The organism is Arboricoccus pini, from assembly GCF_900187945.1.
Classification (GTDB): Bacteria; Pseudomonadota; Alphaproteobacteria; order Geminicoccales; family Geminicoccaceae; genus Arboricoccus; species Arboricoccus pini.
In genome coordinates this window covers 217,118-243,390 of the sequence record NZ_FYEH01000005.1, presented here as the reverse complement: position 1 = coordinate 243,390, position 26,273 = coordinate 217,118, and the positions used below count along the sequence as shown (strand labels likewise).

Sequence of the window (26,273 nt, the reverse complement as noted above, 5' to 3'; positions counted from 1 at the left end):
GCCAATCGGCGCTGCGGGGACAATTGCGGCCGATCGCCAGCACTTCCAACTAATAACGGCTGAGGCAGCCTATCCATGTCAACGACGATCGAGAATGCCTTTATCAAACAGTTCGAGCGAGAGGTTCACGAAGCTTATCAGCGTCAAGGCTCGAAGCTGCGTGCGACCGTTCGGCTAAAGAATGGCGTCCAAGGGACTTCGACGACCTTCCAAAAGGTCGGCAAAGGTTCCGCGGCCACCAAATCGCGTCACGGGACAGTACCGGTCATGAACGTCGACCACGGCACCGCCGAGGCGACGCTCCAGGATTTTTACGCCGGCGACTGGGTCGACCGTTTGGACGAGCTCAAGATTAACATCGACGAGCGCCAGATCCTCACTAATGCTGGCGCCTACGCGCTTGGCCGCAAGACCGACGAAATGATCATCAGCGCACTGGCCAGCGCGCCGAAGATTGTGGGCGCGGGAACCTCGGGTCTTACCAAGGAAGTCGTCTTGGCGGGGTTCGAGGCACTGGGCAAAAGCGACGTGCCGGATGATGGACAGCGTTACGCAATCATTGGCTGGAAGCAATGGTCCGATCTTTTGAGCCTGCAAGAATTCTCCAGTTCCGACTATATCGGCGACGAGGAGCTACCTTGGCGCGGAGCGCAGGCGAAGCGCTGGCTCGGCACGATCTGGCTGCCTCATAGCGGGCTGCCGATCGACGCTTCGGGGATCCGCAAATGCTTCTGGTATCATAAAAGCGCCGTTGGTCATGCCATCGGTCAGGACGTGACGGTTGACATCACCTGGCACGGTGACCGCGCTGCTCATTTCGTCTCAAACTCGATGTCGCAGGGCGCCACGCTGATCGACACTGACGCTGTCGTGACCATGCTGGCGAAGGAGGCTTGATCATGGCCTATACCTCAAAAAACCTGAGCGCCCTCGCCTACGCGAACGGATTCACACTCTGGCATTACAAGACCGCAGATATCTCTGCGGTTGTTGATACTAGTGGATACTTTAACGACGCCGCCAACATGTTGCGGGCGGGTGATTTTGTCTTCATCAACGCCAGTGTCGCGTTCAGCACCAACGGAACGCCCATGGCTGTGGGCGAAAATGGCGTCATGGTGGTCGTCTCGAACGTCAACGGCGTCGTCGATGTCGCGGACCTTACGGCATTCGGCAGCACGAATACCGACTGAGCCAGATCAGCGGCAAATTCTGTCTCCCGGTCGCACCGCGCCCGGTCCGGACAGCCATCCCTCGCTCTCGAACTGAAGACGTGACGCGCTGACCAGCGCCGTCGAAAGGAGCCCCATGTCTACGGAAGCGGATCTTTGCTCTGCGGCGCTGGTCAAGCTAGGGGCAGCTCCGATCACCAGCCTTAACGACAGCACCACCGAGTCGCTCATCGCATCTCGCCTCTATCCGGTTGCGCGCGACGCACTGCTCAGCTGCCATCCTTGGGACTTCACCATCGCCGAGGCCCAGCTCACTCAGGATCCGAGCGTGTCGGTGGAGAATGGGTATGCATTCGTCCTGCCGACGGATCTCTTGCGGACCATCTCGGCTGGCCCTGGGACCCTCAGTCGGGGCTGGTCTATCGCATCGTCGGCAATCGGCTACGAGCCGCCTCCGATACCGTGACTCTGACCTACCAACGTCGTCCGGACACCTCGGAGTATCCGGCGCATTTCATCTCTGCGCTGGTAGCCCGTGTGGCCGCCGAGCTCGCACTGCCTATCACCGAAAACGCCAGCCGCGCTGACGTTCTCCAAAAGTTGGCCTCGGCAGAGCTTCGCCTGGCGAGGCTTGTTGACAGCCAACAGTCGACGCCGCCGGCAATTGATGACTTTACCCTCATCAATGTGAGGTTTTGATGTCGGCCGTCACCACGCAAACGAGCTTTACCTCAGGGGAAATCGATCCAAGGGTCTATGGTCGCATCGACATTCAAGCCTTTCAGCAAGGCGCCGCAAAGCTCGTCAATCTCATCGTTCTGCCGGGCGGCGGGGTTACGCGCAGACCAGGGACGGAACTCCTTCGCGAGATCTCGCCCACGTACCGCCTTCTCGACGTGGAACTGCCCGACAGCAGGGTCCTAATAGGCATAGGCGCCAATATCCTCTGGATCTGGCGTGCTGACGGATTTTATCAAACGCTGACCTCGCCCTGGAGCGCAGCCCAGGCCGCCAATGTCCGCTGGGCGCGGCGGCGTGACACCTTGTTGCTATGCCACCCGGATGTCGAGCCACGGCAGCTTTTCCGTAATTCGACGGGGGCCTGGGAATTGAGTTCGTTCCCGTTCTCCTCCGCCATCGGCGTGGCCGGGACGCCCCTCACCCACAAGCCATTCATGCAGTTCAGCGACATTGAAATCGCACTGCAGCCTATTTTGACCGGCGACGAAACGCAGGCGATCGCCGCAGGCGTGCAGGTTGTCGTCAAGGCTTCCGTACCGATGTTTACCGCCGCACACTTGAATTGTCGCCTCAAGATCAAGGGGCGGCAGCTCACGATCAACAATGTGCTCGATTCGGCAAGGGTTACCGCGCTGACCGACGAAGCCCTGATCGACGGCAGGGCCACAGTCGACTGGGGCGAGGAGGCATTCAGCGCCGCACGCGGCTGGCCGGTTGCGGTGGCCATGCACCAAAACCGCCTCATTATCGGCGGCAGCCGCGATGCGCCAGACCAGATCTGGATGTCGCGCAGCGGTGCCTATTTTGACTTCGACATGGGGACCGGGCTGGACGACGAGGCCCTGGCCTTTCGACTGACAGGAGAGCGTTACCATCGGATCATCGGACTTCTGTCCAACAGGCATCTCCAGGTGTTCACCGCCGTTGGCGAATGGATCATCAGCGGAGACCCGATCACGCCCGCTAATGTCGAAGTTAATTTGCAAACTACCGTCGGATCGCTGGCATCGGCATATGTGCCGCCCCTGAGCGTTGACGGCGCCACTCTCTTCGTTAGCGGCAGCGGTAGCGAGCTGCGCGAATTTCTCTACACCAACACCGAAGATGCCTATCAGGCGGCCGACCTCGCCATATTGTCGCGCCACCTGCTTAGCCAACCCATCGACATGGCGTTCGACGGCGGGCGTCGGCTGCTTTGCATCGTCCGCGCCGATGGAGTTTTGGTCACGGTAACGATCGACCGAAACAGCAATGTAGCGGCTTGGGCTCAGCATGTTTTGGCGGGATCGGCGACGGCAATCCTCGCGACCGCCGATGGCCTGTTCCTCGTCATTCGCCGCGCTGGAAGGTGCTTTCTTCAAAGGTTCAATGATGCGCTCAGCATGGATCAAACTCTGATACAGACTGCAGCGGCACCTACGGTCCAGTGGACCGGTCTGGACCTTCTTTCCGGGAACAATGTGACCGTCACGAGCAATGGCCGCTTCATCGCGGACACCAGTCTCACGTCCGGCACCTTGACGCTTTCTGAAGCCGTCACGCGAATTGAATGCGGCCTGAGGTTTTCGCATGTCGCCGAAGCGATGCCGATCGCTGGGGGAAATAACGGCCTGGCACTTGATACGATCTATCGCACTGTAGCTGTCACCGCTCGATCGGCGGCAACGGCAACAGTGATGCTCGATGCGGGAAATGGCTTGAAACAGCTTAAGCCTGAGAGCGCCTCGGCTGTTCAGGACAACCACATGCGCGCCTTCGGCTGGCGGCGGCCCCTGGACGGCCCTCCCTGGCGTATCGAGCAAGACAGTCCCGAGCCATTCACACTTCTCGCAGTTACCCACGAAGCCAAGGTGAACACGTAATGGGCGCAATAACAAGTCTCGCAGCGGCTGGCCTGGAGACGGCCCTGGCGAGCAAACGTGCAAAAACCGAAGATCAATCGGCAGCGTCCGATCGGCAAGTGCGCACGCAGACCCTGATCGACAATGCCGCTGAGGATCGACGCAGCACGGATGCGGCATTGAAGCGACGACAGGCGCAGGAGCGGGCCCGTGCTGGCGCAGCCGGCGTTGCAAGCAGCGGCGGATCGATCGACGCGGTATTGCAAGGGTTGCAGGAAGATGCTGATGCCGACCAGGCCGCGACGACCACGCAGCTCAAGGACAGCCTGGCCGGCCTGGATGCCGAGTATAAACAGCGCTCGGATCGCAATCTGCTCTCCTACGACAGCAGTCTCGCTCGTGCCGGAACGAGCCTTCTGAGCGGGCTCAGCCGTCGCAGTCTGCTAGACTAAACCAACGCGCATGAACGAGGAGCACAGCCGGCAATACGCGGCCTTGGTTACACCGCGCACCATCGCTCCCTCCCCCGCGGCAGGCATCGATTTCCTACCCTTCGTCGAGGTCTGGAACGAATTACAGGGCTATGAGACGCCGCCGCTTCATGAGACCATGATCGATTGGTTGCAAAGCGGTGCGGACAGGAAGAGTGCCTGCCAACTTTTGATGGTGTTTCGTAACGCCGGAAAATCGACGTTGATCGGTCTCTATGCGGCTTGGCGCCTGAAGTGCGATCCCAATCTACGTATTCTCGTCATCTCGGCCGATTATGCCCTTGCCTGCAAGATGACCCGCAACGTCCGACGCATCATCGAACGTCACCCAGCGATGGTCGAGCTCCGGCCGAAACGCAAAGAGTTATGGGCTGCCGACCAACTCACGGTCGAGCGGTCCATGAACTTGCGAGATCCCTCGCTTCTGGCTCGCGGCATCGCCGCCAATATCGCGCGCGGATCTGGTAATCTGCGACGATGTTGAAGTCCCCAACACAGCCGACTCGCCCACAAAGCGGGAGGACCTACGCGAGCGTCTGGGCGAGATACCTTTCGTTCTCGTGCCTGGAGGCACCCAACTCTTCATCGGTACACCACACACCTTCCAGTCGATCTACGCCGAACATGCCACCGAAGAGGGACACGAGAGTCGGAGTCCATATCTGGCCTCGTTCGATCGTCTCGTTCTGCCGATTTATGATGAGGAGGGTGAGAGCCGCTGGCCGGAACGCTTCAGCAACGGGCATATCGAGGGGATCCTCGAGCGGACCGGCCCGGCTGCATTTCAAAGTCAGATGCTGTTGCGCCCGAATGCCGGACACCAGATTCGATTAGATCCCGACAAGCTGCGCCTCTACGATTCCGATTTGGTCTTTTCCTCATCCAATGGCGGGCATCTGCTACTGCTGGACGGGAAGCGCCTGGTCTCAGGCATCAGCTTTTGGGATCCGGCATACGGCCGGGACGTGCGCGCCGACTCGAGCGTAGTGGCGCTGGTCTATCTTGATGAAGATGGTCACTACTGGCTGCATGCCGTGCGCTATCTCCGGGTAAACGACGGTGTGGATGCCAAAGAGGATGCGGCCAGCCAGCAATGCCGTTCCGTGGCTCAGTTCCTAAAGGAAAGTCGCCAGGGCCACATCATTATCGAGAATAATGGCATAGGCCAGTTCCTGCCGTCGACGCCGCGCCGCGTCCTGCAAGAGGAGCGTTTCTCCGCTTCCGTTGTTTCCATCGCGAGCGCAGGGCGCAAGAGCGATCGGATATTGAATGCACTTGATCCCATCATGGCGGCCGGGCGCCTCCATGTGCATCGATCCGTGTGGGACACGCCTTTCATCCAGGAAATGCGTGAATGGAGTCCGGTCAGTCATAGCCGTGATGACGGATTGGATGCCCTTAGCAGTTGCCTTCGTCATCTGCCACAACGCCCCCCCCTGGCGCGCCGGCGACCATACCATTTCCGACGAAAGACTCACCCCACAGCCATGGATGAGGACGTTTACGGCGAACACCAACTTTGCACTTTAGAAAGCCGCGATGGTGCCGCTTCCACGCGCTCGGGCAAGCCGATAAACGCTGATCGTCTCCAACTTGTCGTCGCTATTCCGGCGCCACGGGACAGGGGCATCATCAGGCCATTCCCCAGCTCCTATCGGAACGGCAACTTATCCCTAACGGGCGCGAAACTCGGCACAACTTGGCTTCCTGACACCGAACGGTCATTTTGGGGTCGAACGCGCAGGATTGCGGAAAGACCCGAGGCCGACGGGCTCGGTCCTTCTCCGCGCTGAGGACTCCGGCTTGCCTCAGGTTGAGTTTTGAATTCTGAAGCTTTATCAGCGCTTCGCGCATGACCGGATGGGTGGCCGAGTGGTTTAAGGCAACGGTCTTGAAAACCGTCGTAGGTGCAAGCCTACCGTGGGTTCGAATCCCACCCCATCCGCCACTTCGGTATAAAACCGGGAACGCCGATTCCCGCCGATTTCCCTCCTTTTGCAGCCACCAACGTCCGCAATAGGGTGCTTTTCGTCCCCATGATGCGGATTGCGTCGTCGGCAACCTCGACGCGCTGGGCGAAGGCCCGGACGTGTTCCCGCCGATAGCCCCCCTTTTCCTGCCGGAGCCGACGGCGTGCTTCGCTCGCCATTTCCCGCACGGCTGCGCCTGAAAGGGAGTGATGGGACGCGCTCGCCAGCATGGCCTCGGTGCGTGCGGCGTCGGCCCGCGCCTGATCCCGAAGCGCGGTCAGGCCGGTGATGCGTTCTCCGAGCGCCGATTCGGCCGGGTCGAGTGAGCCGGACTCGATCGCGTCATAGAGACGCTTGAGGCGCATGTCGGCCTCGGCCGCGCGCTGGTTCAATTCGGCAATGTGCTTGCTGCGCCGCTCGACGCCCTCCTGCCGGCGATCCAGCAGCGAGGCGAGGACTTCTTCGATCCGCTCCGGGTCGAGCAAGCGCTCCTCGATATGGCCGACCACCACGCGGTCGAGTTTGTCCATACGGATCGCACGGCCCTTGCAGCCGGTTTCGCCCTGCCGAGCGCGGATCGAACAGGCATAATAGCGATAACGGCCATTCTTGCCGGTGCGCAGCGTCATGGCCCCGCCGCAGTTGCCGCAATAGCAGATGCCGGTGAGCAGGTTCGGGCCGCTTACGACGCGCGGCGGCGTCACCTTCGGATTGTTGGCCTGCAACCGTTGCTGGATGGCGTCGAACGTCTCGCGGTCGATCAGCGGCGGCACCTCGACGGTGACGACTTCCTCGACCGGCTTCAATTCTTTGGTCTTGGTCCGCTTGTTGAACTGATGCTCGCCGATATAGGTGCGGCGGGTCAGGATGCGGTGAAGCTGGCCGATACCCCAACGCCCGCCGCTGCGCGTGAACATGCGGTTCTTGTTGAGGTAGTTGACGATGGCCTTCACGCCCATCGGGCCGGACGTGCCATCCCCTTCCAGGGCGAGCCGGAAGATCATCCGCACCGTGTCGGCGTGCAGCGGGTCGATCTCCAGCTTCTTCTTTATCTTCGATCCACGCTGTTCGGCATCGATCACGCGGTAGCCGATGGGCGGCAGAGAACCGTTCCAGAAGCCTTGCCGGGCATTCTCCTTCAAGGCGCGCAGGACGTGCTTGGCATTCTCCTTCGACTGATATTCGTCGAACAGGGACATGATCCGCCGCATCATGTCGTGGATTGGATCGTCGCCAAGCTCCTGCGTCATCGAGATGAGCTTGACGCCGTTCTTCGCCAGCTTCCGGTAATAGAACTCCATCTCGAATTCATCGCGGAAGAAGCGCGAGAAGCTGTGAACCACGACGACATCGAACGCGGGCGGCTTGGTGGTGGCTGCCTCGATCATCCGCTGGAACTCCGGGCGGCGGTCGTTCGTGGCGCTGTTGCCCGGCTCTACGAAGGTTTCGACAAGTTGATAGCCGCGCGTCTCGCAATAGGCTTCGCCCTGCCGCTGCTGGTCGGGAATCGACACGTTATGCTCGGCCTGCCGCGGGGTCGAAACGCGCAGATAGAGAGCGGCGCGCTGCGCGACATGCGGACTCTGGATATTCATGCGTGGCCCCCTTTCGTTTCGCGCCGGTCGAGCAATGGCAATTCCAGCGTCACGCGGTCATGCAGCACCTTCGGCACCACCCTGCGCCCATGCCCCGGCTCCATGCGGACAAGGTCGTAGGTCGCCATGGTTTTGAGGGTGCGGGACAGGCTGGGGATCGTCCGCCCGGTGATCCGCGACAGTTCATCGAGAGACCCTGGAGCCTGATCGTGGATGACGCGCATCAACTCGCGGTTTCCGCTGGACAAGATTTGCGCGAAGGAACGTGCTGAGCAGCACCCGGACCAGAGAGGTTCAAATATTGATTGAAGTATTAGAAGTCGCTCAATGCAGATATGTTGATCGGCTAACCCGATCAATATTGGTTATTTTCTTCTTAACACTATTGTCTCGGTCTGGCTAGTCGCCCGCCCGCGTGTGCGGACAGGCGACCATGTGTTCATCGGTTGGAAAACACATGCACCTCGCCGTGCGCAGTCTCGATCGTGAACAGGTCGCCGCCCATCTCGGCGTCGCGCGCCATCGCGTCCCAATCGACATAGTAGCGCAGGGCCTCGGGGATGATGACGCTTTCGGTGGTCAGCTCCTCCATGTAGTCGGCAAGGCTGGCGAATTGACCATGATAGCAGTCCCCCAAGGTGGATTCGGCTTGGTTCATGTCGCCGCTGAACTGCTCCAGCAAGCCTGCGCCGAGTGCGCCATGTTCTGCGATGAAAGCGGCCATCCGCGCCACGCTGTCGATGCCGGCATATTCGGAGATGCTGACACCCTCGAAGCCCTCATAGTCATGAATGGCGTATTCCTCCGCATCCTCGACGGGGGAATGGGCAAGCATCGCCGCAATCTCGTCCCTGATCTGGTCGGCGTCCTGATCCGCGACGATCCAAGCCCCATGCAGATAGCCATTGTTGTAGGCGGCGAGGCAGGCAACATAGATGCGGGGATTGCTGTCGGATAGATTGGTCATGTCTCTGATCCTCGGGTCTGAAGGTCAGCGAAGCGGAACGCCGCGCCTGACCTTCTGGCCGTCGCCGAGACTGGGGTAGCAACGAGCAAGGGCGGCCGGGGTGGAGGGGGATCACCCGGCCTGCACAAGCCCATTGGGCGCGGAAGGCTGGGGATACCGCCCCGGACGGTTCCACTTACCTTGCTGGCGCGAGGGCAAGGCCCTTAGAAAACCTGTTGAAGATCACACAGCGACAGCCGCGCCGGCCCGAAGCCGGACGCCCTGTCCTGCACAGACCTTCACTCAAATAAAAGCACCTCTCTGAGATTGGATATGGGCCAAATGGTTTGGTAGGATTCCCGCCGCGACAGCTCTTAACGTTTCACTAATCGCGATACGCATGAAAACCTCATAGTCGAGGCGCACAGCGCTGACACTGCGAAGAGCTGCTAGAATAGCATGGTATAAGGCTCGGCTGATCATTTTACCGAAACAAACAACCCCTACGTCATCCGGCTGTACCGAAACCACTCTCTTAGGCCGTCTTTGATAGCCCGCCATCGTAAGACGTTGTGAAAGTGCATCCTGTCGAGCTGTTGGCGGATCGGTCATATCAATTGCCGCCAACGGTTTCTCGCGATCAAAAATTCCGCTCCGTCCACGAGCGCATAAACTAATATCGATTTCAGTCCAGCGGCTCAGTCCAGTACCCATCCGTAAGATGCGCTCTCGACAATTCTCTATTGCTGCGGCGCTGGCCGCTCCATTTCCCAGAAACATCGATATAATGTTTTCTAGTACCGGAGGGCTAACAACATCATTCTCCCAACTATAGCCCATTGTCCACGCCACTCGCGGACCATGACAGTTATCCCCTAAAATACGCTCGTAGTCTGCATCCATGCAGATGGATACCGTGGATATGTTGCGATCTCGCACATCTTCAGCCAGCCGCTTCAGTGTGGACTTACTTCCAACCGACTTCACATGGTAAGTTTTATCTATTTGGTAAAACCCGATCACGCTCTCCCAATATAAGGAGTCTAGTGTTCCATCGGTTCTTGATGCGATAATTGCATTTTCGTACGATAACGATTCTCCCCCTTCGCAAAAAACAACAATATCCACTTTATAGAATATATTTAAACTATGAAGCGCGCTCGCCGTCCGTCGTAACGTCATTTTACAAGCGTCTCCATTTCGATAGCCTTCTCGGAGAGCGGACCAACGATGTCGGGAGAGTGGGTCGCGGCAATAATCTGGGCATTTGGATTGAGCGCACGAAGGCTGCCCACGAGACGCTCTTGCCACAAAACGTGAAGGGACAACTCGGGTTCGTCAGCTATGAATATTGCCGGCATTTCACGCTGAAGCAGGGCTTCGCTCATCAAAATCAGAAGCTGCTTCTCTCCACTAGAAAGCATCTGAGGGGTAAGAGGCTTTCCACTACGTGAAATAAAAACCATCTCATTGCTCTCAGAGAATGTCATTCGTTTCCTCTGAAACAAATCATCGGCTATCTCTTGGAAGCGATCTTTCTGACTGAAGATGGTTTTCAATCTTTCCTGCAGGGCCTCCCAGCGCCTCACAACATCTTCAATGCTGTACAATCCAATCCTAAAAATCAGTTCATCCGACGTAAGTCCCGTGTTTTCATTCTTATCGGATTGTTTCTTGTACTGAGCGGCGCGTTCAGAGAAGATCGAAAGAAGTTTTCTTGTATCTCTCTGAACATGAAGCTCTTTAAAGATTGTCTGAAGAGCTTCTGTGTATTGAGGTACGAGATCAAGTCTTTTGACATCAAATGGATCAACATCATCCTTGTGCTCAATAAGAGACACAAAAAGATGTTCCTGAAAGGCTCTTATTTCATCGTCTTTTTGACGAGATAGGGTCGCAAAATATCTGACAAGGTCGTTTGAGAGTGATTCGAGCTTTTGATCGACAGTAGACTCGTATGTGCGATCTTCACGAGGTCTTTCGTTTGGCGATGTTCTGTGGATTGAAAGCCATTTAACAGAAACAAGATCGTTAAGAACTGGCATTAATCCGCTCTGAAATCGATGGTAGTAATCGAAATAGCGTGGATCGTGCCGGAAACGACGCAATATCATTTGTTCTTCGCTATCATCCAGCGAAAATCTAACCTCCTTTGAGTTGGCTCCACCCGGACTTATTCGATAGTCTATCAGCTCAAACGGGCGATCTTTCTTTCGCGCCTTCGAAACAACGATCGTTGGTTTTTCTCCTTTCTTGTTTGGAACAAGATTAATAGTGATGCGCCGAAATGGCATTCTATCCAAAGTTTTAAAATCTGCCGTAAGCGCCGCAGCTAAAAGGTTTATGAATGTAGTCTTACCTGTGCCATTTTGACCTATGAAAAAAGTCACGTTCGGATCCATAGAGACTTCAAAGTCGTAGGTTTCCCAGAATCCCTCTATTGAGACACGTGATATGAGATGCATTGTTAGACCTACTCTTGTTGACCGCTTTGGATGATGGACTAGCGATATTCAGATTCCAACAGTGAGGCTGCGCGCCCTTAGCCTGTACGTTCTAAGGCGCGATTACCTCGACAGGTGTTTTTCGAGAGCTGCATTAGTTGCTTTGAATAGGCGTTCGAACTGGCCCTCACTACGCGCGGGTAAAGCCGACGACGGGTCGTTGGCCATTTTTTGAAGAAATAGGCGCGTTGGCCGCGTTTTATGAAAATCAATCGAGAGCGCATTGAATGCCGCTTCGAAGCGGCGGGCTATGCGAGGAATGCGGGCATTCAATTCCAACGTTTTGCCCTTCAATTCCTTGGCGTAGGCTTCGCGCACAAGTGCTTCGTAAACAGCCGAGTCCAGTATATCTTCAATGTCGGCTTCGGTGGGGGGAGCTTCGAATGCTTCGCTTACGAAAACGATGTTATCCGACCGGATGAGCTTGCCTTTAGCCAAATCGTCGCGCGTTGCTTTGGCGTCCTTTTCGTCATCGAATAGGACAAGCACCTTCAGTTGTTCAGACGTTAGCAGCGCTACCATGTAGTGAACTTTTTGCGCGCCGCCGGCTGGCGTTATAGTCAACCGGTCATCGAGGCCAACTTTGCCTTGCTCATTCAGATATGCCGAAACCGCCGAAAGAATCCAAAAGTCGGTGACGCCTTCAACAACCAGGTTGTTCGGCCCGATGAACAGGCTTTGGGCAAGGTCGTATCCAAGCGCGGCTTGCAACGGAAACAGGGTGCGGGCGTCACCGTTCGGGTCGTTGGAAACGGTCGTGCCTTCTTCTTCGGCAATATTGACCGTTCGTACCCAATCCAATTGGTGCGTTGGGACCATGAACGGTGAATGTGTCGTATAGACGATTTGGTTGGTGAAATCGTCTTCGAGGTGTCGAAGCAAATCACCTTGCGACCGCGCGTGGAGATAGAGACCCGGTTCGTCCAACAGAGGTGGCTCGGTTTGTCTGAACAGCTTTATGCCGGTCGTCCCAAGCATGACAGAGGAAGACGTCACGAAATTCCGGTCGCTTGGAGACTAGTTCTTCAACGTTGGCCCGGACGGGGGTTAATTCCCCCACTTCCGCCAGGGTGTAGAATACAGCCGGACCGGGCTTCGACCAACTCGCCCTTACAGGGCCAGTCCCACCGCCGCTGCTTCGACCGCCTCCACCGCTTCCTGATGGGAAGTAGTAGGAGGGGGACGAATAGGACGGGGACGAGTACCCGCTACTGTAGCCGTATCGCGAGCGGCCACGACATGCAGGACAGTTTGCCGCTGCTCTCGCTGAGCGATGGCCTCCTCTTGGTGCCGTGCATCCCGCCATATGTACAGTGATCTCCCTGGCAATGAAATTGGTGGTTCCTACCCCTTCGTCGGACGGTATCCATGCTTGTCCCCTCAACATCTCGATCACCGCCCACTTTGCACTTGCACCAGCCAGCCCTTCGCCAGCGCAGGCGGAATGTGGAAAACAACGGCCTCGGTGGCCGACGTGGCGCGCGCTGAACAGGAAATCGGCGAGACCAATCAGCGGAGCCGCTGTCGCGGCAAGCTTTCCGTTGCCCGCAAAGTTCAGATCATACGCGTGCAGTTGAACGGTGACGCAATCGGGCCCTTTAAAGGAGGTGTCGCCAGGATATCCGCCGACACGGTCCGTCCGGCCCTGTAGGAAGTTATCAATCGCACCGTCGTCATGGATGTCACGCCGGCTAACTGCGGTCGGCCTCATTTGGTACACCGTGGCGACACAATTTTTGTCCCGACGCAACGCTTCGCCAATCGTAACGAGCAGCCCGGTGAAGCTCGCCGTATCGCGAGGGTCTTCAAACCGGTACTCTACAAGAGCGTCCACGACAGCCTGCATGGGCACGTTCGGCGAAATGAGGTGTTGCTGCGCCACCTCGTTTGACGGGTAGGTCGCGTCGGGCTGGAACTTTAGGCCTTTTACCAACCCATCGAGAACAGCAGCGTTTGCTCGGCGGGTGGCGGTTGTCATCAACGCGCCGCGCTGCTGCGTCCAACCACCGCGAGCCCGTGCGCGCGTATATGGATCTGAGATAACCGACCTTCGGCATGGATGAAGGGTTGGCTCAAGGATGAGCCGCCGTCGCCACGTATGGAGGTTGGCCCCCGTCGCAGAAAGCTTCTTGAGTTCCGTCCGCATCGTCTGCTCGTGCTCGACGTAATCCTCGAACGCGATCCTCAAATTCTGCTCGACATAAATGCGGCACAATCCAAGGTACTTGCGCTTGTAGCCAAAGAAGCGCGCGCGCTGCTAGATGGTGTCGGCGTTGCCGACCCCAACGCCTCTCGGCATGTAGGTGATCGAAAGCGAATCGACCGTAAAGCCGCGGTCCACAGCCTGTCCACCGACGAGAATCCAGCCCTCAGCATTCCGCCAGTTGATTTCAGGCGTTTTCGGCGTGCCGCGCGTGTTGAATTCAATAATCGTCGAGCCGCGAAGCGCGCGGGGCAGCCAGTCAACAATCAGATCGAAGTCGGGCAATGTTGAGTCGGTCGTGGCGAACTCATCATACGCTTTCTTGAAAGCAGCAATTGCCTCTTTCCGATCGGGATCATGCGCAGGCGCCCCCAGCGAGCCAGACCAAGCCTCTTTCGCGGCGATCGCCCATTTGGCGTTAGTCAAGTGAACATGCCGCTCGCGCGCCGGGTGAATGAGCATCGAGCGTCGGCCTGATTTAGCGATGATGCTGGCTGCGAGTCCGACGTAGCCTCATAGCCATGAGTAGGCTATCAGGAGGCTCGATCGGCATTGGCGCGTTCTTGGGCGGGATATCTGCAACCGGAATCGTTTTAACGTAAGGGCTGTCAGCCTTGAAAAACTCTTCACCGCCAACACAGCCGGTGCCCGGCTCTAGGACGTGAATGAAATCGGGAGACAGAATGTCCGCGATATTGATGAGCAATGGGGCTTGCGGCGTCGCGGTGTATTGCAAAAAGGTATGGCAGGGTAAGGCATCGCGCAACTCACGCAGGCGCGTGTAAGTCGTGCTTTCGTTGTTCTGATTGACCTTCGTGTTTAAGCTTGCCTGATCCGCTTCGTCGATTACAAGCGCCGGCACACCCTTCAGATCCAACTTTCTCAGCAAAGTCGTAAGCACGCTGAGACGCTGGTTTTGCTTCAGCACCGTTAGCAGCAGCGTTGGCTTCTCATCAGGATCGCGCGTCGTGTCCCGCCAATTCGCAATCGTCTGCCGAAGAAGCTGCTCATATTGCCCGTCTTGCGCCTTTGGATTCTTTTCCATGATCCAGGCGGACAGCCCTTCTCCGCCATCGACGTCCAAATCATTGTGGAGCCGCTGATGAGACTGGGTGAGCAAATTGTCCTTGTTGCCCGCGACGAGGATCACGATTGGAAATCCATTGTCGCGAGCAAGGCCAATGACTGTCGTAAATGAAAGTGTCTTTCCGCTTTGGACGTATCCGACAACGAGCCCGGCAGCCTTGTCTGGAACCTTCTTCGGGTCCATGCCGGACCCCAGTATCTCGCCCGCCGATTGAAGCAGCGCCGCCTGAGCTTTGGCGTCCAGCTTGCTTCGCTTAGCAACGCCTAAGGCCTGCTCCCCTTGCAGCGACGAGCTGCTCAATCTAGAGGTCTTCTACAGCCTACGCGAAGCCGGAGTGCTGATCGAAAACTGGCGACGACACTTCAACACCGTGCGGCCGCACAGCTCGCTGGGCTACGTCCCGCCCGCACCGGAAGCGGTCCTGCCCCGCAGCGGAACGGTCGCGCCGCAGCCGGGTGCGCCAGCGTTGAAGGGCGCGTCCCCGGCCAAGTCAGACGTGGCGTCCTCGCCAACCCTGCACTAACATTCCACCCGGATCACCTCCCGTTTGGGCGCCGATCCCCCGATAACGGGGTCCCTCTTGCATGCCGATCCACACGCCATGGGCGGTAACGTGCTGCGCCGGACCACCCACTCCTGAATTTCCAAACGGACCCTAAGCTCTCAATTGCCGAAGGGATTTGATTTTCCGTCCCATTCCAGGGGATTTTTAGGCTGACTCTGCGCGACAGCCGGCGCGGGGTTGGCATTACCGGAGGCCGCGTCTTTCGGCTTGAAAGCGGGTGCGAAATTCGGGAGCAGCAATCTGGCCCAGGCATTGGTGATTTTAGCGGCTTCATCGGGGCACCTGTCCGCTCGCTCCTGCGGGAGCAGGCCATTTTTCACGACATTGATGAAATGATCGGGATCACGGCCATAGACATAGCAGAGAAGGTTATAATATCGCTGTGCGTCAAGACCATGCTCATCGGCATAAACTGAGTTGTCATTGGTCGGCGCGTCGGCGCCATCGACCTTGAACCAAGTCGCGACAAGCTGACTCACGCGCGCTACGTCATTTTCGCTCTCACTGTCGTTGACACGGGAGAAAAGCAGAACAGCAGCCAGCTGGTCAGCCGAATCCTCTTCGCGCCCCACTGTCGGAAGATCGAGAAGATCGATCATCGCATGACCGGATTCATGAAGCAGAATGAAACGAATATTATCGTAGACGAATTCGACCGTGAGCGCATCCGGATTTTGAGCTCCCTTTGCGAGATCCATGCCCATCTTCATAAGATTGTCGATCATTTCGTAGCACAGCACGACCGCCGAATGCTTCTTGGTGTAGAATGCATTGACGGAGCCGCACTCGGTCGCGACGTAGCTCAATGGGTGGGGGAGCACGAAGATGCCGTCAAGTGCGTCGATCTCCGGAATGCTTCGAAAGAGATGCTTGCGCACCGCCCAGTTATACGCCGAAGTCAGCTGCGGATTTTTTGGCCGCAAGTATTCATAGGTGAAGCGGAGACCCTTGCCGTCACTCGTTACCAGAGAGCCGTCTTCCGGCGGAGGCAAGGCATTCGAACTCTGCTCAGCCACGCCCGGATTGTCGCTCGCGTTACTGGACGCGTCGTTTGAGTCTTGGTCTTCAGCCTGTTGGGTCTGAGGTTGAACTTGCGCCTGCGATTGGGCTGAGGCTTGAGGCTGAGATGGGGCCGCTGAGGCGCTTGAATCCGGCCCTTGCCCGCCTTGCGTCGCATCATGGGCAAGCTTCTCAAGCGTCGGATATGTTTCGTCACTTGGGTCGAGGCCGCCCCCGAAGGGGTAGAAATCATTGGAAATCAAAAGCGAAACGCTCGGCATGATATCATCATGGTCGATAGACCAGACCAGGTCATAACCCCGTATATCATGACCGCGCTGTTCCATGCGGGTGTAGAATTTGGCGCCATTACGGACGCCGGATAGGATGAACAAGGTCGGACGGTGGAACGTATACGTCACGTTCTGCTTGGGATTATTGACCATAGAATCGAACAAGGCATTGATGCCGTTGGCGCTGGCATCAGGAATATGCGTCGTCATCAGGGAAATATCGCCGTCCGCCGATTCCACGATTTCGCCGCCATCGTCGGTCGCTTTGGTATTGACCAGCAAAGCTGCCGGGTAGGACATGCTGATGCCGGTCCCCGTCTTCAACGACTGCCAGCCTATCTTCTTGCGAAGTGAGAGTGCGGTGGCTGCGAGATCCAATGCGTCAGCGCCCGTCAACTGGCTGGTTGCGGGCTCGTTCCGATTCCGCTGAAAGGTTGCGATGGCCGCATGGGTTCCGCTGCCAAACACGCCATCGGCAAAGCCATTGTAGTAGCCAAGCAGGATAAGACCCTCCTGCACCAGCCGCTTTTCCCAGACGTTCAGCCGATCATCCACGATCGTCGTCTGAGTTACATTTATATCGGTCGCCGCATCCTGCGGCTCAGACTGTGCCTGAGCGGGACAGACAGCCGAGACCGCGGCAGCCAGCAGGCATCCCATGACGATGCCACCGCGCCGAGCATTGGCCGCGACTCTCTTAATTATACGGTAAGTATCTCGATATACGGTCATTCAACAACGCCATGATTTTGGGATCGATTGCGGATCGAGAGTAAGGTTGCACTCAAAGAATTCTGTTTGCTCGAATGGCGCGCGCGTTTCAATGGCGATGGCGACGTTGTTGTAAAACAGCGTCGATGCGATTGTTGATTTCTGCGTGTTCGACTGGCATCGAGCTATCGGCAATCGCCTTCGGCGTAGCATCGTCAGAAGTGGCCGAGCGCCATCTTGATCGTGGTTACACGATCTCATTCTATTCCCTCCAAGTAGAGGGCATTGTCGATGTCGCGCACTATGCAGCACCCGCACGATTTGCACGCCCTCGGGGATGAGGCGGTATAGAACCAGGTAGGACCGTTCAACCAAGATGCCCCGGGGGCGATGGCTGGACAAGCGCCCCCTGCTTTTGGCCATTTCGAGAGAATTTCTGCACGCTTTTCGAGACGGTCGAACATGATATCGGCCGCCCCCAAGTAGTCCGGGGCAATCGTAAGCCAGATGTCGAGCAGATCGGCGCGAGCACGCTTCGTGTAGCAAAGTTGGATCACACTAATCTTCTTCTGCGCGGCCAGCAGCCGATGTGCCTCCGCCTGTAGCTCAGCGAAGTCGAGGGGCCGGAATCGCCGCTGGCAATGCCATCGTCCCACGCTTGCCTTAACCGGGTGCATGCCTCGGCCTCGCGCTCATCAGCACGTTCAAGCAATCGCAGGGCCTCGCGCACGACTTCGCTGGACGAGGTATAGCGCCCAGAATCGACGCGCGCCTTGATGAGTCCGAGCAGCTCGGGCGTCAGGGAAATTGAGATATTGATAGGCGGGCCCCCACTACGAGGAATTATTAGTCTGTCATAGCGCGTGGAACGCTGGTGTGACGCCATAGACACACCGTACGAGATAGTTAATCTTCCTTGCCCCGCCTGGGCGGCGCGGCGGCGGAGGATCCGCCAGAGGCCATTCCCGCTCAGGCGACCCTCGATCGTGCCGGTCGCGGTCAGCCGTGGAAAGACCGGGCCATAGGCGATGCGGGAGCGCTGCAGCCAGACCTCCATCGCCCGCACCGGGCAGGTCTTCTCCTGCCGCCCGCGGGAGATGAGGACCGACGCCCCCTCCCCTTCCTGATCGCCTTTCGCGTGACGGATGCGCAGCGTCAGCCCGTCCTTGGTGATAGCGATGTCTTCATGGTCGAGTGCGACCAGCTCCGCGCGCCGCAGCCCGCCCGCGAAGCACATAAGCAGCAGCGCCCGGTCGCGCAGGCCCGGCAGGCTCGCGCGACCGATAAGCCGGTCATCGCAGACCGCGAGAAGCTGCTTGATCTCGGTCGAAGTCAGGGCGGCGGCCGGCCGCACGGGTCGCTTCTGCGACCGCAGGACACCGTGCATGACGGTTGCGATAGCGGGATCGGCCGCCGTCCACGGCAGTCCGGCGCGGCGGTGATGATGGGCGATGGCGGCGAGAACCAGCCGCAGCCCGCTCCGCCCCAGGCGGTCCTGGCGCGCCGCCAGATAGGCGGCGACGATCGCAGGCGCCGCCGGCAGCGCGGGCACGCGATGCAGGGCGCACCAGTCGCGAAAGGCGTTCCAGGTATCGCCGTAGGCCTTCTCGGCGCGCGGCGCGAGCGACGCCTGCGCGAATCCCACAGCCTTCCCGAGCGCCTCGGCCAGCGGCCCCGCCGCCAGATGGGCAAACGCGGCCGGCAGCGTCTCCGCCAGCTGCAGGTCGACTGGTGGCATCACCGTTGTCACCTCGGTCCCCACAACCTCTCCCGTCTCGTTCACCGCGAGACTGACAGAGGCCTGTCGATTGTGGCAAGCAGATAGCTGCATGATCAGAGGTACGCTAACTACTTATTAGCGTGCGTTTTTCTGCGATAAGTTACTGGAGAGATGGGGAAGAAATCCCACCACTGCCCTTCAGGGCCGTCGAAGTCGCATTATCGCGGCTCCAAATCGGACACCATCAGGCTCTCGCCAATCTTCGCCAGATAGTTGGTTCGGAGTAATTCCCCGATCACCTTTGTCTGCCGCTCTGAATAAAGCCCTCCAATTTTGAGGGTCCCCTCGCGGGTAGATTGGGGGCTTTGGTGAGCCCCCAATCTACCTGATTGCGATCATCCGCGGAGCCACCGGCGGCCGGCTCGGCTCGAGGATCACACCAGCATCGACGATCTCGGCGTTGGCATTCGGATAGATGGCTTGAGCGAGCTGTAGGACGGCAGGGAACTTCGATTTGAAGTGGTAGAGCTCTTTGAAGCCGCCTCCGTGCTGCGCCTTGAGAGCCTACCAGGTGACGAGGCGGGGCGCCGTCAGCGAGTGCAGGCAGTAGGCCAGCCAGATTGAGCTGCTGCCGGTCTGGTGGACACCGAGATTAGGGTGTTTGACGAGATTGGAGGCAGCAGATGGCGCGGCGACAATTCAGCCGAGAGTTTAAGCTGGAGGCGGTCCGGCTGGTCAAGGAGCGTGGTGTTTCGGTGGTACACGCCAGCCGGGACCTGGATGTCGGCGAGAACATCTTGCGGAGTTGGATCAAGGAACTCACTGCCGATCCTGGGCAAGCCTTTCCGGGTCAGGGCCAGGTCAAGCCCGAACAGCAGGAGATTGGCCGGCTGCGGCGTGAGGTCGCCAAGCTCAAGGCCGAGCGCGTGGTGCAGGGCCGCAGCATCGCGTCGTCTGCCCCGGCCAGATCGCCACACGGATGATGGCCCGCGTTCTGGCTGACCCGGCCCTGCAGTCCGCGGTCGCGGGGCGGATCCGATACGCCGGATGGGTGATCCGTCTGAGGTTGCCGATGTGCTAGCTTGGCTGTTGTGCCGGGGTCGAGCTATGTGACAGGCGTGGTCTTCGCCATCGACGGCGGGTAGACGGCCGGAATCTAGGCACCGCCGCCGGCCGTCTGAATTTGCGTCGAGCACGGCCGGTCAGCATTGTAGAGCCTGCTCGGCGCAGGAGAGGCAGGGAGACGGACATGAGAATCGGATCGACGCGAACCGCTCTAGCGTTGCTCTTGGCGACCAGCGCACTTTGTCCGACCACCATACAGGCCGCACGTGCAGATACGCCCACGCCCGTGGTTGGCCAAGCCAGACTCGGCGGCCCAGCCCGGATTCTCCTGACGCTTTCCGGCGTGGGCTGGTTCGAGTGGACCACGCGGCAAGCCGGTCCCTGGTCGATCGAAGCCAAGCCCTCCGACGTGGACGATCTGCTGAAATCCATCGTCGCTATTCGCGGCACGTCTCTCGGCTCGGTCTCCATGCCCTCGCCGCCGGGCGAGGCGGATACGGCGGGTATCGTTCCCTCGGATGGCGGTCCGCCGACGGAGGCTGCGCTGCTGAAGGCGATGATCGGCCGTGATGTCAGCCTGGAGGGGCCGGGCAACCTCACTGCCCGGGGGAGACTTCTGGCGGTGGAGGCCTCGCCGGAGCCGGCGGCTGGCGGACGGATCGCCGTCAACCGGACCAGGCTCACCCTCGATACCGGCGGCGTATTGTCCCAGCGCGTTCTGGAAGAGCTGACGAGCGTTACCTTGACCGATTCTGGCCTCGCGAACCGGGTGGAGAAGGCATTGCAAGCCATCGGGGCGCGGAGCGAGGATTCGCCTGTCTCGGTGACGATCACGGGCACGGCCAATCAGGCTGGGGAGGCGACCTTCGCCGCAGCCCTTCCGGTCCCTCTCTGGAAAGCCACCTATCGCCTGCGTGGCGCCGCGCCGGGATCGACCCGTGGCACACTGCAGGGCTGGGCCGTGGTCGCGAATACGACTGCCACCGATTGGACGAATGTGTCTTTGGTTCTGCAGTCGGGCAATCCGTCATCGTTCACGGAAGCGCTCTATGCCCGAACCGACGTGACCAGACCGGCGGCGCCGGTGGACCAGCAGGAGCATCAACTGCCCGGCCTGGACCAGCGCGCCATCCCCACGCCGGCGAGGGCGATGGCGGCGCCCCCGCCGCCCCCCGCGCCGCTGACGAAATCCGCGGCGGCAGACGAGCCCGAGGGAGGGCTGGTCGCCGAGTCGTCCGGAGACGAGATCGGCGCGAGCGCCCCCGGATCGCCGCCTCCGGCCGAAGGCGTGGGCGAGACTTTCCGACTGGCCAATCCGGTGACGCTCGCCGCCGGCCAGACTGCTGAGCTTCCCTTCATCGACACGACGCCAACCGTGGAGAAGGTCGATCTCCTGTCTCAGGGCTGGGAACATCCCGTCTCCGCTTTGAAGGTAACGAACGACTCCGAGGGGAGCTGGCCGGCGGGGCCGGTCTCCACCTCCGACGGGGACGGTTTTTCGGGCGATGCGCGGATGCCGGCTACGCCGCCGGGTGAATCCCGTATGCTGGCCTTCGCGCAGGATCTCCGGATCGGCGCCAAATGGACGGTCGTGCCCTCCCAGACCCTTGCCTCCTTCAGCATCGTCGACGGGCTGGCGCGGGTCGGCGTCATCGATCGGACGACGATCGGCCTGACCCTCGCCGGATCGGCGACGGGCACCGACGCCACGAAACTCATAGTGGAAATACCGAGGATGCCCGGCGCGACGATCCACGCCGAGGGTGGCGATCTGGCTGATCCCACGGCGGCTTCCTGGCGGGTTTCAACCGCGCTCGCCCCTCAGACTTCCAAGACGGTAACGATAAAGGTCGATACCAGGACCTTCGACGATGTGCAGATTGCCGATGCGTCGGCGATTCTCATGAACTTGGCGAGCGCGCCGGGCGGCCTGCCCGCGCCGGCCATGGCGACTCTCGCCCCCATAGCGACACTTGAGAAGACAGCGGCCCAAAGTGATCAGAAAGCGCAAGCACTTGAGCAGCAGCGTCAGGACGAGTTCACCAACGAGCAGCGCCTCCGCCAGAACATGCAGCTGTTCCCGGCCGGAGACCCACAGCGGAATCGTTACGTGGCGGAACTTCAAACTTCGGATGAGCGGATCAACTCGCTCGACGCGCAGATCGGCCAGTATCGCGCTCAGGCGATAGATGCCAGGCGCCAGCGCGATGCCCTGATTGAGAAGTTCACACTCAGCGACGATTGAGCCTGATTTCGGCACGGAATACGAGGGGGATCGCGCGTCGAGGTGGTCAAGATGTGTCCGTCGTCGAAGCATTTGGGACAGGCGGAGGAAGGATTTAGAGCGCCTATCAAAACCGCTTGTACGATCCGGCGGGCTGATTCATGACGAGGGATGGCTTCTGAGGCATTCAACGACGTTCGCCGGCATATTAAAGCTCTTGAGTCGGAGATGGAGAAGCCGTCTCCGGACCAGGCATCTGTCGCAGTCAGTTCCGAAGGGCTCGTCCAGTTTGGTGTGAAAATGGTCACCTGGGCAGGCCAGCGAACCACGAAGTTTGTGGACGCAGCGCTGGCGGCTCTGGCACCGGCAATCGTCTTGAAAGTGACGGGTCTGCTTCCCGTCCTTCTGGAAGCGGTCGTGGCTGTGGCGAGGGCTGTTACGCATTGAGGTCGCGCGCTGCTCTGCCTCTTTTGGTCTGCATTCTCGCGACGCTCGTATATGAGGCGCACGCATTTATGACAGGAAGGACCACCATACGCACCGCCGTCGGGTTGAGAGCCTTACATTAGCAATCCCAAAACCGGCGTTCTGGCTCGCAGCCGGTAGGTCTGCCACCCATGCGGCTGTTTCTGCCCGGCCGTGCCGTGTTCGTTCTTGATTGTATTATAGAATATATTCCCATATTTGCGGATGATACAGACAACTCGTTGGAACGCTGCGTCTGCGAGACAGCGATTGCTCCCTCTGGTATAAAACTCGCCGTCGTCTTTGTGCCCCAGAGGCGGGTTTTATAGGGCTATGGCGTAGACATAGTTCTAATCCGGTTCCGGCGTGGCCCGCCAAACACCGCCCAGTGCCGCACTAGTTGGCCAGCTGACCCTTTAATTCTCTAAGGGATGACGTCTACAGGCGGCTGTCCTGCGAGGCATGGTTCTCGCGCCCAAACCAGGCGAGATAGCAAGCATCGGCATCACCCAGCTTTCCTACTCCCTGCGCATGGGGCGCCAGCGCTGCTTTCCATGACTTGGAGAATGCGCTTGCCGTCGCGCACGTCCCATGAACGCGCCACCTTCTTCGGCGGCCACAGAGATCCCTTCCCTCGCAGCAGTCTGACCTCCAGCAATCTGAGAAAGCACTTCCAGGGGCATTGAATCGTATGGCTAGCTTAATATAAGGCATATATATGAAATCATCTGCTGATGCCCCAGTCGACGACAATCTGGCCTTTTTGCTTGTGACGGCTGCCCGGCTTTTGCGAGGGCGCCTGGAATCCGCGCTCCAAGGAGCCGAACTCGATATTTCAACTAGTGAGTCGCGCACTCTCGCGATGGCACAGCGGCTTGGCGCAGTGCGGCAGGCTGAACTTGCCGCGAGCCTCGGCATAGAGCCGATGTCTCTCGTCAGCCATCTGGATCGCCTGGAAAAGGCCGGCCTGATTCGCCGTACGGCTGATCCAAACGACAGGCGGAGTAAATTGGTGCTTCTTACGCCTGCGGCGCAGCCACAATTGAAGCAGATCCGAAAGGTTCTGGATGACGCTCGCCGAGCGGCAATGCACGCCTTCTCAACAACAGAACTGGCCACCTTCCAAGTCTACCTGCAACGCCTTTGTCGTGACCTGATGAACGATGTCTAAACCACGTCACCAGCCATCATGTGAGGCGCACCGTCCTCGGAGGGTGCCTGCAACACACTCGCTTCCGTCACATTGGGCGTCCAACTACGGAGTTGCGGCGCGCGCCGGATGATTTCAGCTTTCAATCCATCCGCGGTGCTCTTTTCGGTAAAGAGCTTCATTGCCGGAATGCTGGCACTCTATATTGCTCTCAGCATGGGGTTCGCTAACCCGAACTGGGCAATCATCACCAGCTATGTCGTCGCCCAGCCAAGAGCGGGTGCTGTGCTATCGAAGAGCCTCTACCGAGCCGTCGGTACGGCCATCGGGGCCGCTATGTCGGTTTTCGTCGTGCCGCCGCTTGTAAATGCGCCCGAACTTCTATCGCTCGCAATCGCCTTGTGGCTTGGGCTCTGCGTTTTTCTTGCCGCGATCGACCGGACGTCTCGATCCTACATGTTCGTTCTCGCGGGCTACAGCACGTGTATCATCGTCTTCCCGACTCTGATTCAGCCCGAATCGATTTTTACGACGGCGGTGTTGCGGGTGCAGGAAATTACATTGGGGATCGCCTGCAGTGGTATCGTTCACGCGACGCTCCGGCCGAATTCGTCGGGCAAATTCCTGCGCGATCGTCTCGATGGAGCCCTACGCGATGCGGCACGCTGGACTGCCGACGCTCTGTCCGCCAGCAGACCCGCGACGCTCGACCGGGACCGGAGGCGCCTCGCGGTTGCCGTCAACGAGATTCACGATCTCGTAACCCATGCTAGCTACGAAAGCGCCCAGCATGCCCGGCAGCGTCGTCTGTATCGCGCCCTGCTCATGCAGATCGAACGGGTTCTGCCGCTATCAGCGGCGGTTGACGACCGCATTCTTGAACTTCGTCAGGCAGAGGCGCTGCCGCCGGACATTACCGTCCATCTCGCGAAGGTGGGCGAATGGGCGACGATGGCCTACGCCAACAGCAGCGATCAGCGAAAGGAAGCGAAACGCCTACGGGAGCGATGTGCCGAGCTGGAGCCCCTCGCAAAACCAGGGATGACCTGGGAAGATGCCCTGCGGCTGAGCCTGCTGGCGCGGCTCTCCGATCTGGTCACCGTCTACGAAAACTGCTTGGCGCTGAAAAACGCGATCATCGCCGCACCACGCGATGATGAAGAGCGGCGGCAAGTTCAAGGTCTCCTCACGCTCGAGCCGCGTGCGATCGACAGGGATTATGTTGGAGCTTTGGCGGCGGCCGCCTCAACCACGATAGCGCTTTTCAGCGCTTGCCTGCTTTGGATCGCCTCTGGCTGGGAAGGCGGAGCTGGGGCCGTGATGCTGACGGGTGTATTCTTTGCTCTCTATTCGGGCTTCGCCAGTCCGGCCCTCCTCCTGAAAAACAAATTCATCGGCGTGGTGGTTCGTTTGTCGCTTGGTGCGGTTTACGTGCTTACCGTTATCCCGTCGATTGATGGATTTCCCGCGCTGGCAATCTCGCTCGCCCCGGTGCTCGTGATTTCCGGAGTGCTGTTAACGGCGCCCCGCTACAGCCCCCTGGCATTCAATCTGATCATCGGCGTGCTCAGCCCAAGCATTATAGCGGATCACTTTGAATCGGATTTTGGCGCGTATATTAACAATGGCTTGGCATCGCTCACAGGTATCTATTTCGCCCTGATCATGATGCGGCTGTTGCAGCCGCTGTGGCTCGCGGGCGCAGCCCAGCGACTATTGAGGGCGGGCTGGAACGACATCGTGCACGGAAGATATTTGGCTTCGCTGCGATGGCGAAACCGGATGGGTCATCGTCTCGCGCTTCTCACGATGCGCTCCAACAATATCGGCCCACTCAGCAGCCAAATGACAGCAGACGCACTGCGGGATCTGAGGATCGGCCTTTCGCTCGCCGAACTGGCTGGATTGCGACCGACCCTTACAACAGCAGCCCGGTGCGAGACGTCATCAATCCTTAATGAAGTTGCACATTACTACCGTAATCTTTTGAAAAAGACAGACCATTCTCCACCAACATCTCTGCTGGCGCATATCGACCATGCCATGCAGGTCGGTCTGGATAACTCGGCCGCTGGGGTCCGGCGCGCGACGACGCTCGCGCTTGTGAGCCTGCGTCGCAACATCTTTCCTGCCGCCGTTGCTGTGCTCCCGGTTCCATCAGCTAGCAAGTAATTGCAGAAGCCTTCGCCTTCCTGATCGCCGACACGTTCATGTCTGGTCAAACCATCAATTGCGACGGTGGCGTGCGTTTGTCGGCATAGGTGGATGCAGTCAAACGATCCATCCATCTCTCCAACTTGACGGAAGCCACGAGTCCCGCCGCAATCCAAAAGTCAAATCCTGCCACTCTGGCAGAGGAGCCGCGATTGTCCGGACTATACCTGCCTCCAGTTCCTCTCGGCGCACTCCATCGCTCGAGCTGAGGCGAACACGACAATTCCATTCCTTCTATGGCTCGGTGAACGAGATTACCGTTGGGTGATTTGACGTCCGGCATCACGCCGATAGCCTTCGACATGCATCGGCACAAT

General features: G+C 58.9%; 20 protein-coding genes, 1 tRNA gene and 3 pseudogenes. 14 read left to right on the top strand and 10 right to left on the bottom strand.

Features of this window, described 5'->3' with window-relative positions; genetic code table 11:
- The first annotated feature begins 75 nt into the window (after nucleotides 1–75).
- The 8 genes from CFB17_RS09165 (at nucleotide 76) to CFB17_RS09130 (ending at nucleotide 6,193) form a co-directional block, all read left to right on the top strand.
- Nucleotides 76–897, top strand: a complete 822-nt coding sequence (locus CFB17_RS09165; RefSeq protein ID WP_088561229.1) for a phage capsid protein — start codon at nucleotides 76–78, stop codon at nucleotides 895–897.
- 2 nt (nucleotides 898–899) lie between these two features.
- Nucleotides 900–1,193 (top strand): hypothetical protein, encoded by a 294-nt coding sequence (locus CFB17_RS09160; protein ID WP_207761993.1) that lies wholly within the window; start codon nucleotides 900–902, stop codon nucleotides 1,191–1,193.
- Between the two features lie 115 nt (nucleotides 1,194–1,308).
- Nucleotides 1,309–1,638 carry a hypothetical protein gene (locus tag CFB17_RS19625; protein WP_243389823.1) on the top strand — a complete coding sequence of 110 codons (330 nt, stop codon included), beginning with the start codon at nucleotides 1,309–1,311 and terminating at the stop codon, nucleotides 1,636–1,638.
- A 232-nt stretch (nucleotides 1,639–1,870) separates the two neighbouring features.
- Complete coding sequence (locus CFB17_RS09150; RefSeq protein ID WP_088561227.1) at nucleotides 1,871–3,775, top strand: hypothetical protein; 1,905 nt, start codon at nucleotides 1,871–1,873, stop codon at nucleotides 3,773–3,775.
- A gap of 98 nt (nucleotides 3,776–3,873) precedes the next feature.
- Nucleotides 3,874–4,206 carry a hypothetical protein gene (locus CFB17_RS09145; protein WP_133063877.1) on the top strand — a complete coding sequence of 111 codons (333 nt, stop codon included), beginning with the start codon at nucleotides 3,874–3,876 and terminating at the stop codon, nucleotides 4,204–4,206.
- 10 nt (nucleotides 4,207–4,216) lie between these two features.
- Nucleotides 4,217–4,729, top strand: coding sequence for a hypothetical protein (locus tag CFB17_RS09140; protein WP_088561225.1), 513 nt, complete (start codon nucleotides 4,217–4,219; stop codon nucleotides 4,727–4,729).
- Nucleotides 4,659–6,038, top strand: a complete 1,380-nt coding sequence (terL, locus tag CFB17_RS09135; RefSeq protein WP_165769521.1) for a phage terminase large subunit — start codon at nucleotides 4,659–4,661, stop codon at nucleotides 6,036–6,038. Before CFB17_RS09140 ends, terL begins: the two co-directional genes overlap by 71 nt.
- 65 nt (nucleotides 6,039–6,103) lie before the next feature.
- A tRNA-Ser gene (locus CFB17_RS09130) sits at nucleotides 6,104–6,193 on the top strand.
- Here CFB17_RS09130 and CFB17_RS09125 read toward each other — a convergent pair.
- The 8 genes and pseudogenes from CFB17_RS09125 to CFB17_RS09085 all read right to left on the bottom strand — a co-directional run bounded on the left by CFB17_RS09125 (nucleotide 6,161) and on the right by CFB17_RS09085 (nucleotide 14,850).
- Complete coding sequence (locus CFB17_RS09125; protein ID WP_088561223.1) at nucleotides 6,161–7,810, bottom strand: recombinase family protein; 1,650 nt, start codon at nucleotides 7,808–7,810, stop codon at nucleotides 6,161–6,163. The genes CFB17_RS09130 and CFB17_RS09125 overlap by 33 nt on opposite strands.
- Entirely contained in the window at nucleotides 7,807–8,169 is a 363-nt protein-coding gene (locus CFB17_RS20135; RefSeq protein ID WP_456061940.1) for an HVO_A0114 family putative DNA-binding protein, read from the bottom strand. Before CFB17_RS20135 ends, CFB17_RS09125 begins: the two co-directional genes overlap by 4 nt.
- 80 nt (nucleotides 8,170–8,249) lie before the next feature.
- Complete coding sequence (locus tag CFB17_RS09115; RefSeq protein ID WP_088561222.1) at nucleotides 8,250–8,777, bottom strand: antirestriction protein ArdA; 528 nt, start codon at nucleotides 8,775–8,777, stop codon at nucleotides 8,250–8,252.
- A gap of 282 nt (nucleotides 8,778–9,059) precedes the next feature.
- A complete protein-coding gene (locus tag CFB17_RS09110; RefSeq protein ID WP_088561221.1) occupies nucleotides 9,060–9,938 on the bottom strand; it encodes a DUF4435 domain-containing protein in 879 nt (292 codons plus the stop codon).
- On the bottom strand, nucleotides 9,935–11,221 hold the full coding sequence (locus CFB17_RS09105) for an AAA family ATPase (RefSeq protein WP_088561220.1): 1,287 nt from the start codon (nucleotides 11,219–11,221) through the stop codon (nucleotides 9,935–9,937). The genes CFB17_RS09110 and CFB17_RS09105 overlap by 4 nt, the downstream gene beginning before the upstream one ends.
- Nucleotides 11,222–11,323: 102 nt before the next feature.
- A complete protein-coding gene (locus CFB17_RS09100; RefSeq protein WP_207761991.1) occupies nucleotides 11,324–12,187 on the bottom strand; it encodes an ATP-dependent nuclease in 864 nt (287 codons plus the stop codon).
- A pseudogene (locus CFB17_RS18805) lies at nucleotides 12,144–13,949 on the bottom strand (Z1 domain-containing protein). The gene CFB17_RS09100 and the pseudogene CFB17_RS18805 overlap by 44 nt, the downstream one beginning before the upstream one ends.
- Nucleotides 13,942–14,850, bottom strand: a complete 909-nt coding sequence (locus CFB17_RS09085) for a hypothetical protein (RefSeq protein WP_165769496.1) — start codon at nucleotides 14,848–14,850, stop codon at nucleotides 13,942–13,944. Before CFB17_RS09085 ends, CFB17_RS18805 begins: the two are co-directional and overlap by 8 nt.
- On the opposite strand from CFB17_RS09085, the pseudogene CFB17_RS19620 reads away from it, so the two are divergent.
- A pseudogene (locus CFB17_RS19620) lies at nucleotides 14,837–15,073 on the top strand (integrase core domain-containing protein); the annotation flags it as partial. The gene CFB17_RS09085 and the pseudogene CFB17_RS19620 overlap by 14 nt on opposite strands.
- 140 nt (nucleotides 15,074–15,213) lie before the next feature.
- Here the strand turns inward: CFB17_RS19620 and CFB17_RS09075 are convergent.
- Nucleotides 15,214–17,139 (bottom strand): DUF4344 domain-containing metallopeptidase, encoded by a 1,926-nt coding sequence (locus CFB17_RS09075; RefSeq protein WP_088561216.1) that lies wholly within the window; start codon nucleotides 17,137–17,139, stop codon nucleotides 15,214–15,216.
- A 532-nt stretch (nucleotides 17,140–17,671) separates the two neighbouring features.
- Nucleotides 17,672–18,856, bottom strand: a complete 1,185-nt coding sequence (locus CFB17_RS19615) for a type II toxin-antitoxin system ParD family antitoxin (RefSeq protein WP_133063876.1) — start codon at nucleotides 18,854–18,856, stop codon at nucleotides 17,672–17,674.
- A gap of 665 nt (nucleotides 18,857–19,521) precedes the next feature.
- Between CFB17_RS19615 and CFB17_RS09060 the strand changes: the two are divergent.
- The 5 genes and pseudogenes from CFB17_RS09060 to CFB17_RS09040 form a co-directional block, all read left to right on the top strand.
- A pseudogene (locus tag CFB17_RS09060) lies at nucleotides 19,522–19,785 on the top strand (transposase); the annotation flags it as partial.
- A gap of 302 nt (nucleotides 19,786–20,087) precedes the next feature.
- Nucleotides 20,088–22,148, top strand: a complete 2,061-nt coding sequence (locus tag CFB17_RS09055) for a hypothetical protein (protein WP_133063875.1) — start codon at nucleotides 20,088–20,090, stop codon at nucleotides 22,146–22,148.
- A 279-nt stretch (nucleotides 22,149–22,427) separates the two neighbouring features.
- The gene (locus tag CFB17_RS19145) at nucleotides 22,428–22,574 is read left to right on the top strand and encodes a hypothetical protein (RefSeq protein WP_165769511.1); all 147 of its coding nucleotides are present in this window, start codon (nucleotides 22,428–22,430) and stop codon (nucleotides 22,572–22,574) included.
- A 736-nt stretch (nucleotides 22,575–23,310) separates the two neighbouring features.
- Nucleotides 23,311–23,763, top strand: coding sequence for a MarR family winged helix-turn-helix transcriptional regulator (locus CFB17_RS09045; RefSeq protein ID WP_088561211.1), 453 nt, complete (start codon nucleotides 23,311–23,313; stop codon nucleotides 23,761–23,763).
- Nucleotides 23,764–23,871: 108 nt separating this feature from the next.
- On the top strand, nucleotides 23,872–25,914 hold the full coding sequence (locus CFB17_RS09040) for an FUSC family protein (RefSeq protein WP_088561210.1): 2,043 nt from the start codon (nucleotides 23,872–23,874) through the stop codon (nucleotides 25,912–25,914).
- Nucleotides 25,915–26,273: the final 359 nt, after the last annotated feature.